The sequence below is a fragment of the Streptomyces caeruleatus genome (assembly GCF_001514235.1).
GTDB lineage: Bacteria > Actinomycetota > Actinomycetes > Streptomycetales > Streptomycetaceae > Streptomyces > Streptomyces caeruleatus.
Map to the genome: position 1 here is coordinate 414,330 of NZ_KQ948929.1, position 12,515 is coordinate 426,844.

7 protein-coding genes and 1 riboswitch are annotated in these 12,515 nt (G+C 72.1%); of the genes, 5 read left to right on the forward strand and 2 right to left on the reverse strand.

From position 1 onward, the window contains the following. Nucleotides 1-8 precede the first annotated feature (8 nt). Nucleotides 9-1,538, forward strand: a complete 1,530-nt coding sequence (amaB, locus tag AQJ67_RS20050; protein ID WP_062720355.1) for an L-piperidine-6-carboxylate dehydrogenase — start codon at nucleotides 9-11, stop codon at nucleotides 1,536-1,538. A gap of 51 nt (nucleotides 1,539-1,589) precedes the next feature. On the opposite strand, the gene AQJ67_RS20055 is transcribed toward amaB, so the two are convergent. Continuing rightward, entirely contained in the window at nucleotides 1,590-3,278 is a 1,689-nt protein-coding gene (locus AQJ67_RS20055) for a dolichyl-phosphate-mannose--protein mannosyltransferase (protein ID WP_208615009.1), read from the reverse strand. Between the two features lie 253 nt (nucleotides 3,279-3,531). Between AQJ67_RS20055 and AQJ67_RS20060 the strand changes: the two genes are divergently transcribed. Beyond that, nucleotides 3,532-5,187, forward strand: a complete 1,656-nt coding sequence (locus AQJ67_RS20060) for a purine-cytosine permease family protein (RefSeq protein WP_062720356.1) — start codon at nucleotides 3,532-3,534, stop codon at nucleotides 5,185-5,187. 90 nt (nucleotides 5,188-5,277) lie between these two features. On the opposite strand, the gene cobN is transcribed toward AQJ67_RS20060, so the two are convergent. Then, a complete protein-coding gene (gene cobN / locus AQJ67_RS20065) occupies nucleotides 5,278-8,862 on the reverse strand; it encodes a cobaltochelatase subunit CobN (protein ID WP_062720357.1) in 3,585 nt (1,194 codons plus the stop codon). A 34-nt stretch (nucleotides 8,863-8,896) separates the two neighbouring features. Then, a riboswitch (cobalamin riboswitch) is annotated at nucleotides 8,897-9,047 on the reverse strand. A 61-nt stretch (nucleotides 9,048-9,108) separates the two neighbouring features. Here cobN and cobG point away from each other — a divergent pair. The 3 genes from cobG to AQJ67_RS20080 are packed head-to-tail and all read left to right on the forward strand — an operon-like array spanning nucleotide 9,109 to nucleotide 12,504. Beyond that, nucleotides 9,109-10,386: a precorrin-3B synthase gene (gene cobG, locus AQJ67_RS20070; protein ID WP_062720358.1), complete on the forward strand. Its 1,278-nt coding sequence runs from the start codon at nucleotides 9,109-9,111 to the stop codon at nucleotides 10,384-10,386. Between the two features lie 7 nt (nucleotides 10,387-10,393). Continuing rightward, nucleotides 10,394-11,020 (forward strand): precorrin-8X methylmutase, encoded by a 627-nt coding sequence (locus AQJ67_RS20075; RefSeq protein WP_062720359.1) that lies wholly within the window; start codon nucleotides 10,394-10,396, stop codon nucleotides 11,018-11,020. Then, nucleotides 11,017-12,504 carry a precorrin-2 C(20)-methyltransferase gene (locus AQJ67_RS20080; protein WP_062720360.1) on the forward strand — a complete coding sequence of 496 codons (1,488 nt, stop codon included), beginning with the start codon at nucleotides 11,017-11,019 and terminating at the stop codon, nucleotides 12,502-12,504. Before AQJ67_RS20075 ends, AQJ67_RS20080 begins: the two co-directional genes overlap by 4 nt. Nucleotides 12,505-12,515: the final 11 nt, after the last annotated feature.

The following is a 12,515-nucleotide window of genomic DNA, read 5'->3' on the forward strand; positions in this document are numbered from 1 at the left end:
GGAGCATCATGACCCGCCCCGCCCTGCCCACCACCGACGAGCTGCGCGCCCGCGCCCGCACGGCCCTGGACCGCATCGGAGCCGTCGTCCCCGAGGGCGGCGACTTCCAGGCCCGCACACCCCTCACCGGCGAGGACCTGTTCGGGCTGCCGACCGCCACCGAGGCCGACACCGACGAGGCGATCACGGCCAGTCGTGCCGCCTTCCTGACCTGGCGCACCACGCCCGCCCCGCGCCGCGGTGAACTCGTGCGCCGCCTGGGCGAGTTGCTGCGCGAGCACAAGGGCGACCTCGCGGACCTCGTCACCATCGAGGCGGGCAAGATCCGCTCCGAGGCGCTCGGCGAGATCCAGGAGATGATCGACATCTGCGAGTTCGCGGTCGGTCTGTCCCGTCAGCTGTACGGCCGTACGATCGCCTCCGAACGTCCCGGCCACCGCCTCGCCGAGACCTGGCATCCGCTCGGGGTGGTCGGCGTCATCTCGGCGTTCAACTTCCCGGCCGCCGTGTGGTCGTGGAACACCGCCGTCGCCCTCGTCTGCGGCGACACCGTGATCTGGAAGCCCTCCGAGCTCACGCCGCTGATCTCCCTGGCCTGCGACCACCTGCTGGCCCGGGCCGCCGACGAGGTCGGTGCGCCGCGTGACGTGCACCGGCTCCTGCTCGGCGACCGGGCGGTGGGCGAGAAGCTGGTCGACGATCCCCGCGTGGCCCTGGTCAGCGCCACCGGTTCGACGCACATGGGCCGCGAGGTCGGCCCCCGGGTCGCCGCGCGCTTCGGCCGCAGCCTGCTGGAACTCGGCGGCAACAACGCCGCGATCGTCGCCCCGTCCGCCGATCTGGACCTCGCCGTCCAGGGCATCGTCTTCGCCGCGGCCGGCACGGCGGGCCAGCGCTGCACCACCCTGCGCCGGCTCATCGTCCACCGCGACATCGCCGACACGCTCGTCGAGCGGCTGACCGCCGCCTACGGCAAGCTGCCGATCGGCAGCCCGTTCGACGAGACGACCCTGGTCGGCCCGCTCATCTCCGCCAAGGCCCTCGACGCCATGCGGGTCGCCGTCTCCCGCGTCCAGGCCGAGGGCGGCAAGGTCCTGGCGGGCGGCAACCGGCGACTGTCCGAGGCCGCGCCTTCCGCCGCCTACGTCGAGCCGGTCCTGATCCGTGTCGAGGCACAGACCGACGTCGTACGGGAGGAGACCTTCGCGCCCATCCTGTACGTCCTCACCTACGACACCCTGGAGGAGGCCATCGCCCTGCACAACGACGTCCCCCAGGGCCTGTCCTCCAGCATTTTCACCCGCGACCAGCAGGAAGCGGAGATCTTCCTCTCGTCCGCCGGCTCCGACTGCGGCATCGCCAACGTCAACATCGGCACCTCCGGAGCCGAGATCGGCGGCGCGTTCGGCGGCGAGAAGGACACCGGCGGCGGCCGCGAGTCCGGCTCGGACGCCTGGAAGGCCTATATGCGCTCGGCCACCAACACCGTCAACTACTCCAGCGAACTCGCCCTGGCTCAGGGGGTCAGCTTCCTCTGAGCGGGCAGCCGCGCCGGCCATCGGCACGCCGCCGCACCGCACCCGCCCGGCTCATATCCAGGTGTCGAACCACATCCGGGCGTACCAGTCGGCGTACGGGATCGTCTGCCCGGTGTAGACCGGGAAGAGGTAGATGAAGTTCCAGGCGATCAGCAGCACCAGCGCGCCCGCCGGCACCGCGCCCCACATGCGGCGTTTCTCGCTCGCCCCGCGCGGCCCCAGCAGCGCGCCGAGCATCATGGCCACGGCGAGGCAGAGGTACGGCACGAAGACGACCGCGTAGAAGGAGAAGATCGTGCGGTCCTGGTACAGGAACCAGGGCAGATAGCCGGCGCCGACCGCGCACAGGACGGCGCCGGCCCGCCAGTCGCGGCGCAGGGCCCAGCGGTAGAGGAGATACAGCAGCGCGCCGCACGCCGACCACCACAGAAGCGGTGTGCCCAGCGCGAGGATGGCCTGTGAGCAGTCGGCGGTCGCGCCGCAGCCGTCCCGCCCGGCCGGCACCGACTCGTAGTCGAACAGCACGGGGCGGCCGAGGACCAGCCAACTCCAGGGGTTGGACTCGTACTTGTGGAAGGAGTGCAGCCCGACGTTGAACTGGTAGACCCCGTACTCGTAGTGCCACAGGCTGCGCAGCGGCGCCGGGATCCACGACCAGGTGCCGCCGCGGCCGTCCGCCCAGTGGCGCGCGTAGCCGTTGTCGGACAGGAACCAGCCGGTCCACGTCATCAGATAGGTGACCGCGGCGACCGGCAGGACCGACAGCACCGACCGGCCGAGGTCCTTGCGCAGTACGGCGAGATACGGGCGCCGCGCCCCCGCCACGCGACGGGCGCCTACGTCCCACAGCAGGGTCAGGACCATGAAGAAGGCGAGGAAGTACAGGCCGTTCCACTTGGTGGCGGCCGCGAGGCCGAGGAAGAGGCCGGCGGCGAGCCGCCACGGGCGCAGTCCCGTCCCGGCCCGGTCGCCGGTGAGCGCGTCCGGGCGTGCGCGGCCGTCCTCGCCGACGGGCAGGGCCGCCGCGAGCCGCGCGCGTGCGTGGTCGCGGTCGATCAGCAGGGAGCCGAACGCCGCCAGCACGAAGAACATCACCACGAGGTCGAGCAGAGCGGTACGGCTCATCACATGGTGCAGACCGTCCACCGCCATCAGCGCGCCGGCCAGGCAGCCCAGCGCCGTCGAGCGGAACAGTCGGCGGCCTGTTCGGCACAGCATCAGCACGGACAGTGTGCCGAGGACGGCCGTCATGAAGCGCCAGCCGAACGGGGTGAGGCCGAACCCCCACTCGCCGAGCGCCATCACCCACTTCCCCATCGGCGGATGCGCGACGAAGGCCCCGGTGTCGGACAGCGGGATCACCTGCGGGTCCGCGAGTATCTGCGGGTCGGCGATCTTACGGTCCGGCCAGGTGCCCTCGTAGCCCAACCGCAGCAGGGACCAGGCGTCCTTGGCGTAGTAGGTCTCGTCGAAGACCAGGTTGCGGGGGCTTCCGAGGTGCCAGAAGCGCAGCGCTCCGGCGAAGAGGGCGACGAGTACGGGTCCCAGCCAACTCATCGCCTGTGCGGCCCGATGCGACCGCGTCGGCTCGGGAAAGGGCGCAGCGAGACGTTCGCGGGTGTCGGTGCGGGGGCCTCCGGCGTACCCGAACAGGCGTAGACGATCCCGCCAGTTGTCGGATGCCGTGGTCGGAGGGGTGCCGTCGAGGACGTGGGCACGCGACACGCTGCTACTCGTCATCGGACGACCTTAGTCGGACGGCCTCGAACGGACTGAGCCGAGGCAGGTGAGGCCCAGGAAACATCCCGTTCACACCAGTCGGCCCCCATGGAAACAACCGCTTTCTAACGTGGCGGCCCTGGGAGCTGAGTCGTATACAGGCCCCTCTGACGGCTCATGACGATCCGTCGACTCCTCCGTGCTGCCGACGACGCCAAGCGGGCTCCCACCCATCCCCCCACCACCCGAACCGAGCGCCACCGGGAGGCGTGACATGAGCACCACAGAGTCACGGTCGGCTGCGGCAGACCCGACACCATCCGCCGACCAGGCGGTCAAGGAGACTCTGGAGGACTACACCCTCCGTTTCGCGCCGCGCAGTTACCGCCGCTGGACCCCGATGGTGGTGGCGACGACCGCGCTCGGCGGCATCGCCTACATGGCCGACTTCTCCATCGGCGCCGGCATCGGCCTGGCCCACGGCACCGGCAACGCACTGCTCGCCATCGCCGTCGCCGCCGTCGTCATCTTCGTGACCGGCTTCCCGCTGGCGTACTACGGGGCCCGCTACAACATCGACCTGGACCTCATCACCCGCGGTTCCGGCTTCGGTTACTTCGGTTCGGTCCTCACCAGTGTCATCTTCGCCAGCTTCACCTTCATCTTCTTCGCCCTCGAAGGCTCGATCATGGCCCAGGGCCTGAAACTGGGGCTCGGACTGCCGCTGTGGCTCGGCTATCTGGTCTCCACGCTCATGGTGATCCCGCTGGTGATCTACGGCATGAAGGCGCTGAGCAAGCTCCAGGTGTGGACGACGCCGATCTGGCTGCTGCTGATGGTCGGCCCGCTGGTCTACCTGGTCGCCACCGACCCCGGCACCGTCGACCGCTTCCTCGCCTACGCCGGCACCGACGGCGAGGGCGGCGTCAACACCGCCGCCGTGCTGCTCGGCGCGGGCGTGTGTCTCTCCCTGATCGCGCAGATCGGCGAGCAGATCGACTACCTGCGCTTCATGCCGCCCAAGACCGAGGCGAACAAGCGCGCCTGGTGGACGGCCGTGGTGATGGCCGGGCCCGGCTGGGTGGTGCTGGGCGCGCTGAAGCAGGCCATCGGCGTGTTCCTCGCGGTCTACATCCTCGCCGAGGTCGGCCCCACCGCCGCACCGGAGCCGATCCAGCAGTTCAAGCACGCCTTCGACGCGATGATGCCGTCCTGGATCGTCCTCCCGCTGGCCGTGGCCCTGGTCGTGATCAGCCAGATCAAGATCAACGTGACGAACGCCTACTCCGGTTCCCTCGCCTGGACGAACTCCTTCACCCGGGTCACCGGACGCTATCCGGGCCGCATGGTCTTCGTCCTGGTCAACCTGGCCTTCGCGCTGGTGCTCATGGAGGCCGACATGTTCAGTTTCCTCAACAGCATCCTGGGCTTCTACTCGAACTGCGCCATCGCCTGGGTCGTCACCGTCGCCACCGACATCGGCGTCAACAAGTACCTGCTGAAGCTCTCCCCGCTCCAGCCCGAGTTCCGCCGGGGCATGCTCTACGCCGTCAACCCCGTGGGCGTGGTCGCCTTCGTCGCCGCCTCCGGCCTCTCCATCGCCATGTACTTCCACGCACTCGGCGACACCCTCCAGCCGTACTCCCCGGTCGCCGCCGCCCTCATCGCCTTCGTCCTCACCCCGCTGATGGCGGTCGTCACCAAGGGCAAGTACTACCTGCGCCGCACCGACGACGGCATCGACGAGCCGCTCCTGGACGAGGACGGCAACCCCAGTGCCGTCACCTACGACTGCCACGTGTGCCGGCAGCAGTTCGAGCGCCCCGACGTGGCCGCCTGCCCGACGCACGACGCCGTCGTCTGCTCCCTGTGCCTGAGCACGGACAAGGTCGGCGACCACGTGCTGCCGGCCGCGTCCACCGTCGCCTGACGGCGCTTCAACCCCGAGAGCACGGCGAAGGGCTCCCGCGAGCAGGTGCTTGCGGGAGCCCTTCGCAGTGTCACGTGCGGCGGCCGTGCCTCACTCGCCGCCCTCCAGGTCACCCTCCGTCTCCAGGTACACCTGGCGCAGCGCCTCCAGCACCGCCGGGTCCGGCTTCTCCCACATCCCGCGCGACTCCGCCTCCAGCAGCCGCTCGGCGATGCCGTGCAGGGCCCAGGGGTTGGCCTCCTGGAGGAACTCGCGGTTGGTCGGGTCCAGGACGTAGGTCTCCGTGAGCTTGTCGTACATCCAGTCGGCGATCACGCCGGTCGTGGCGTCGTAGCCGAACAAGTAGTCCACGGTCGCGGCGAGTTCGAAGGCGCCCTTGTAGCCGTGACGGCGCATCGCCTCGATCCACTTCGGGTTGACGACACGGGCGCGGAAGACGCGTGAGGTCTCCTCGACGAGCGTGCGGGTGCGGACCGTCTCGGGACGGGTGGAGTCGCCGATGTACGCCTCGGGGGCCGTGCCGCGCAGGGCGCGGACGGTGGCCACCATGCCGCCGTGGTACTGGAAGTAGTCGTCGGAGTCGGCGATGTCGTGCTCACGGGTGTCCGTGTTCTTGGCGGCGACCGCGATCCGCTTGTACGCCGTCTCCATCTCGTCGCGGGCCGGGCGGCCGTCGAGTTCACGGCCGTAGGCGTAGCCGCCCCAGACCGTGTAGACCTCGGCGAGGTCGGCGTCGGTGCGCCAGTCGCGGGAGTCGATGAGCTGGAGCAGTCCGGCGCCGTAGGTACCGGGGCGGGAGCCGAAGATACGGGTGGTCGCGCGGCGCTCGTCGCCGTGGGCCGCGAGGTCGGACTGGACGTGGGCGCGTACGTGGTTGGCCGCGGCGGGCTCCTCCAGCGAGGCGGCGAGCCGTACGGCGTCGTCCAGCAGCCCGATCGTGTGCGGGAAGGCGTCCCGGAAGAAGCCCGAGATCCGCAGCGTCACGTCGATACGCGGGCGCCCCAACTCCTCGTACGGGATGGCCTCCAGGCCCGTCACCCGGCGCGAGGCGTCGTCCCAGACCGGGCGGACGCCGAGCAGCGCGAGGGCCTCGGCGACGTCGTCACCGGCCGTGCGCATGGCGCTCGTCCCCCACAGCGACAGCCCGACGGACGTGGGCCATTCGCCGTTGTCCGTGCGGTAGCGCTCCAGCAGGGAGTCGGCAAGGGCCTGACCCGTCTCCCAGGCGAGGCGGGACGGGACGGCCTTCGGGTCGACGGAGTAGAAGTTACGGCCGGTCGGCAGGACGTTGACCAGGCCGCGCAGGGGGGAGCCGGAGGGCCCGGCGGGAACGAAGCCGCCGCCCAGGGCATGCAGGGCGTGGTCGATCTCCGCCGTGGTCGCGGCGAGGCGGGGGACGACCTCGCGGGCGGCGAACTCCAGGATGGCGGCGACCTGTTCACCGTGCTCGGTGGGTACGGCGGCCGGGTCCCAGCCCGCGTCGTCCATCGCCTGGACCAGGGCGCGGGCCTTCTCCTCCGCCTCGTCGGCCGTGGTGCGGGTCGCGGCGGACTCGTCCAGGCCGAGGGCCTCGCGCAGGCCGGGCAGGGCGGTGGTGCCGCCCCAGATCTGGCGGGCGCGGAGGATGGCGAGGACGAGGTTGACGCGGTCGGCGCCGGCCGGCGGGTTGCCCAGGACGTGCAGGCCGTCGCGGATCTGGGCGTCCTTGACCTCGCACAGCCAGCCGTCGACGTGCAGGAGGAAGTCGTCGAAGCCGTCGTCGTCGGGGCGGTCGGCCAGGCCGAGGTCGTGGTCGAGCTTGGCGGCCTGGATCAGGGTCCAGATCTGGGCGCGGATGGCCGGGAGCTTCGCCGGGTCCATGGAGGAGATCTGGGCGTACTCGTCGAGGAGTTGCTCCAGACGCGCGATGTCGCCATAGGAGTCGGCGCGGGCCATCGGCGGGACGAGGTGGTCGATGAGGGTGGCGTGGACGCGGCGCTTGGCCTGGGTGCCCTCGCCGGGGTCGTTGACCAGGAACGGGTAGATCAGGGGCAGGTCGCCGAGGGCCGCGTCGGGGCCGCAGGCGGCGGACAGGCCGGCGTTCTTGCCGGGCAGCCACTCCAGGTTGCCGTGCTTGCCGAGGTGGATCATCGCGTCGGCGCCGAAACCGCCGTCCTCGGTGCGGGCGGCGATCCAGCGGTAGGCGGCCAGGTAGTGGTGCGAGGGCGGGAGGTCCGGGTCGTGGTAGATCGCGATCGGGTTCTCGCCGAAGCCGCGCGGCGGCTGGATGAGGATCAGCAGGTTGCCGAAGCGCAGGGCGGCGAGGACGATGTCGCCCTCCTCGTTGCGGCTGCGGTCGACGAACATCTCGCCGGGCGCCGGACCCCAGTGCTCCTCGACGGCCGTCCGCAGCTCCTCCGGGAGCGTGGCGAACCAGCGCCGGTAGTCGGCCGCCGGGATCCGCACCGGGTTGCGGGCCAACTGCTCCTCGGTGAGCCACTCCTGGTCGTGGCCGCCGGCCTCGATGAGCGCGCGGATCAGCTCGTCGCCGTCGCCGGAGACCAGGCCGGGGATGTCGCTGTCGCCGAAGTCGTAGCCCTCGGCCTTGAGCCGCCTGAGCAGCGCGACGGCGCTGGCGGGGGTGTCGAGGCCGACCGCGTTGCCGATCCGGGAGTGCTTGGTCGGGTAGGCGGACAGGACCAGGGCCAGGCGCTTGTCGGCGGCCGGGATGTGCCGAAGTCGGGCGTGGCGCACGGCGATTCCGGCGACGCGCGCCGCGCGCTCGGGGTCGGCGACGTAGGCGGGCAGGCCGTCGGCGTCGATCTCCTTGAAGGAGAACGGCACGGTGATGAGCCGGCCGTCGAACTCGGGCACGGCGATCTGGCTGGCGGCGTCGAGCGGGGAGACGCCCTCGTCGTTCTCCTCCCAGGCGGACCGGGATCCGGTCAGGCACAGGGCCTGCAGGATCGGCACGTCGAGGGAGGTCAGGGCGCCCGCGTCCCAGGACTCGTCGTCGCCGCCGGCGGATGCCTCGGCGGGCTTGGTGCCGCCCGCGGCGAGGACGGTGGTGACGATGGCGTCGGCGGCGCGCAGTTCGTCGATGAGTCCGGGCTCGGGGGCCCGCAGGGAAGCGACGTACAGCGGCAGCGGCCGGCCGCCGGCCTCCTCGATCGCGTCGCACAGGGCGCCCACGAACGCCGTGTTGCCGCTCATGTGGTGGGCGCGGTAGTAGAGCACGGCGATCGTCGGGCCGTCGGTCCGGGACTCGCGCTCCAGCGGGCCCCAGCTCGGCGCGGCGGCCGGTGCGTCGAAGCCGTGGCCGGTCAGCAGGACCGTGTCCGACAGGAAGCGGGCGAGCTGCTCCAGGTTGGCGGGGCCGCCGTGGGCGAGGTAGGCGTGGGCCTCGGCGGCGATGCCGACGGGGACCGTCGAGGCGGCCATCAGCTGGGCGTCCGGGGCCTGTTCACCGGAGAGGACGACGACCGGGCGGCCGTCGGCGAGCAGCAGGTCGAGGCCCTCCTGCCAGGCGCGCAGACCACCGAGGAGGCGTACGACGACCAGGTCGACGCCGTCGAGGAGCGCGGGCAGGTCGTCGAGCGGGAGCCGGGCGGGGTTGGCGAAGCGGTACGAAACCGGGCCGTTCGCCGCGCGGGCGCTGAGCAGGTCGGTGTCGGACGTCGACAGGAGCAGGATCATGCGGCGTCGGCCTTCCTCGGGGTGTCCGCGCCCCGGGTGGTGTCTGACGGCGGGAGTTCCTGACTCACCCGACCCTGGCGGGGTGGGCTCACAGTGGCGGGACCGCGCCGGATTCGCACCGGCTTCCTCCCCTGTCGCCGTCGTGGCGGTGGCGGACCGGATGATCCACCGAGAAGCATAGTAAGGGGCACGGGAACAGCCGTCGGCATGCGGAGGCGGCGGCATACGGTCGCCGGGGCGGTCGGTATGCTCGCCGCCATGTCCACGCCCTCCATCCGACCGTCGTCCCAGGCCACAGGGGTCACACGGGACCGCGACGACGCATGCCCGGGCGCATTGAGGCTGCACACGGCGGACGACGGCGCACTCGCCCGGATCCGGATTCCCGGGGGCGTGCTTCAGGTCGCTCAGGCACGGGAACTCGGCCTGGCGGCGCTCGAACTGGGCGACGGGGAGCTGCATCTGACGTCGCGGGGCAACGTCCAGCTGCGCGGTCTGCCGACCGGCTGCGGCGGGGAGTTGGCGGGCCGGCTGGAGGCGGCCGGGCTGCTGCCGTCGTGGCGTCACGAGCGGGTGCGCAACGTGGTGGCCTCGCCCCTGTCGGGGCTGGACGGGCACGGATTCGCCGACGTACGGCCGTGGCTGCGGGCGTTGGACGAGCTGCTGTGCGCGAGCGAGGCGGCGGCCCGGCTGTCCGGGCGGTTCCTGTTCGCGCTCGACGACGGGCGCGGGGACGTGGCCGGGCTCGGTGCGGACGTGACGTTGCGGGCGGCGCCGGACGGGGCCGTGTGGCTGCGGATCGGAGCCGCCGGTTGCGTCGTGGTCCTCGCCGCCGAGGACGCGCCCCGGGCCGCGCTGCTGGCCGCCGAGGTGTTCCTGGAGGCGAGTGGCGGCCAGGTCTGGCGGGTGGCCGAACTCCCGGTGCCCGCCGATGAGTTGGCGCACGAGGTCGTACGACGGCTGGGAGCCGGAGACGCCTCGCCGGCCTGGCCGCCGGCGAGTGAGCCGTCCCCCTCCCCCGGCGTCGTCACCGGCCCCGACGGCACCACGAGCCTCTCCGTCCTCGCCCCGCTGGGCCGCCTCACCGCAGCGCAGTGGACCGGACTGACGACGGCCGCGTCCGGGGAGCTGCGGCTGACACCTTGGCGTGGAGTGATCCTTCCCACAGTGCGCTCCGACCGGCTTGTCGGCCTAGACTCCGTCGGTCTGATCACGGACCCGGCCTCTCCCTGGCTCGGCGTCGGTGCCTGCATCGGACGGCCCGGTTGCGCCAAGTCGCTGGCGGACATCCGTACGGACGCGGCCGCGTCGCTCACCGCGGGCGGCGGGCTGCCGGCGTACTGGTCCGGCTGCGAGCGCCGTTGCGGTCGTCCGCGCGGCGATCACGTGGACGTCGTCGCGGCCCCGGACGGCGGCTACCTGATCTCCGTCGTGGAAGGCGGCCGGGTTCGCGCCACGACGACGACCGACCATCCATCGAAGCTCGCCGCCGACCTGGCGGCGGCCCGCACGCATGACCTGTAGGAGCACGGTGTTCGAGTACGAGAAGGACGGTGCGGCGATCTACCGCCAGTCCTTTGCCACCATCCGCGCGGAGGCGGACCTCGCGGGCCTGCCCGCCGACGTCAGTCAGGTCGCGGTGCGGATGATCCACGCCTGCGGGATGGTCGACCTCGTGCGCGACCTCGTGTACTCGCCCGGGGTGGTGGCCCGTGCGCGGGAGGCCCTGCGGGCCGGTGCGCCCATTTTCACAGACGTGCAGATGGTGGCCAGCGGAGTGACCCGCAAGCGGCTGCCCGCCGACAACGAGGTGCTGTGCACCCTGTCCGACCCGGCCGTCCCCGAGCTGGCCGCGAAGATGGGCACCACGCGCAGCGCCGCCGCCATGGAGCTGTGGCGGGACCGGCTGGAGGGTTCGGTGGTCGCCGTCGGGAACGCGCCGACCTCGCTGTTCCGGCTCCTGGAGATGATCGAGGAGGGCGCCCCCCGCCCGGCCGCCGTCATAGGGGTGCCGGTGGGGTTCGTGGGGGCCGCCGAGTCGAAGGAGGCGCTCGCGGAGCATCCGTCGGGGCTTGAACACCTGATCGTCCGTGGCCGACGCGGGGGCAGCGCCATCGCCGCCGCCGCGCTCAACGCGATCGCTAGTGAGGAAGAGTGAGCGGGAAGCTGTACGGCGTCGGGCTGGGCCCCGGCGACCCGTCGTTGATGACCGTGCGCGCGGTGGAGGTCATCGCCGAGGCGGACGTGATCGCGTACCACAGCGCGCGGCACGGGCGGTCCATCGCCCGTTCGATCGCGGCGAGGCACATCCAGGAACGGCACATCGAGGAGCGGCTGGTCTACCCGGTCACCACCGAGACGACCGACCACCCCGGCGGCTACCAGGGCGCCATCGACGACTTCTACACCGAGGCCGCCGCCCGCCTCGCCGCGCACCTCGACGCCGGCCGGACGGTCGCCGTCCTCGCGGAGGGCGACCCGCTCTTCTACGGCTCCTACATGCACATGCACAAGCGGCTCGCGGACCGCTACGCCACCGAGGTCGTCCCCGGTGTCACCTCCGTGTCTGCCGCCGCCGCCCGTCTGGGCACGCCCCTCGCGGAGGGTGAGGAGGTGCTGACCATCCTGCCGGGCACCCTGCCCGAGGAGGAGCTGACCGCCCGGCTCGCCGCCACGGACGCGGCGGTGGTGATGAAGCTGGGCCGCACCTTCACCAAGGTCCGCGGCGCGCTGGAGAGTTCGGGCCGGCTGGGCGAGGCGCGGTACGTCGAGCGGGCCACGATGAGCGGCGAGCGGCTGGCCGAACTGGCCGACGTGGATCCGGAGTCGGTGCCGTACTTCGCGGTCGCCGTGCTGCCGAGCCAGGCCGACGCCGAGCCCGCCGCACGGGAACTGGGCGAGGTCGTCGTGGTCGGGACCGGCCCGGCCGGTCCGCTGTGGCTCACTCCCGAGACCCGGGGTGCGCTCGCCGCCGCCGACGACCTGGTCGGCTACACCACCTACCTGGACCGGGTGCCGGTGCGTCCCGGTCAGCTCCGGCACGGCTCGGACAACCGGGTCGAGGCCGAGCGGGCCGAGTTCGCGCTGCAACTGGCCCGGCGGGGGCGGCGGGTGGCCGTCGTCTCCGGGGGTGATCCGGGGATCTTCGCGATGGCCACGGCCGTCCTGGAGGTCGCCTCGCAGGAGGAGTACGCGGACATCCCGGTGCGGGTGCTGCCGGGGGTGACCGCCGCCAACGCGGCCGCCGCCCGCGCGGGCGCCCCGCTCGGACACGACTACGCCACCATCTCTCTCTCCGACCGGCTCAAGCCCTGGGAGGTCATCGCCGAACGGCTGCGGGCGGCGGCCTCGGCGGATCTGGTGCTGGCCCTGTACAACCCCGGTTCGCGCAGTCGGACCTGGCAGGTGGCCAAGGCCCGCGAGCTGCTCCTCGAACACCGGGCGCCGCAGACTCCGGTCGTGGTCGCGCGGGACGTCGGCGGGTCCGGGGAGCGGGTGCGGATCGTGCGGCTGGCCGAACTCGATCCGGCCGAGGTCGACATGCGTACGATCCTGCTGGTCGGTTCCTCGCAGACGCGGGTCGTACGGCGCGGGGACGGCGAGGACGTCGTCTGGACGCCGCGCCGCTACCCGGACGCGTGAGGCGGGGGCGC

Excerpts from the sequence above, each read along its gene's own strand:
- amaB (WP_062720355.1), top strand. The coding sequence starts at position 9 with ATGACCCGCCCCGCCCTGCCCACCACCGACGAGCTGCGCGCCCGCGCC.
- AQJ67_RS20055 (WP_208615009.1), bottom strand. The coding sequence starts at position 3,278 with ATGACGAGTAGCAGCGTGTCGCGTGCCCACGTCCTCGACGGCACCCCT.
- AQJ67_RS20060 (WP_062720356.1), top strand. The coding sequence starts at position 3,532 with ATGAGCACCACAGAGTCACGGTCGGCTGCGGCAGACCCGACACCATCC.
- cobN (WP_062720357.1), bottom strand. The coding sequence starts at position 8,862 with ATGATCCTGCTCCTGTCGACGTCCGACACCGACCTGCTCAGCGCCCGC.
- cobG (WP_062720358.1), top strand. The coding sequence starts at position 9,109 with ATGCTCGCCGCCATGTCCACGCCCTCCATCCGACCGTCGTCCCAGGCC.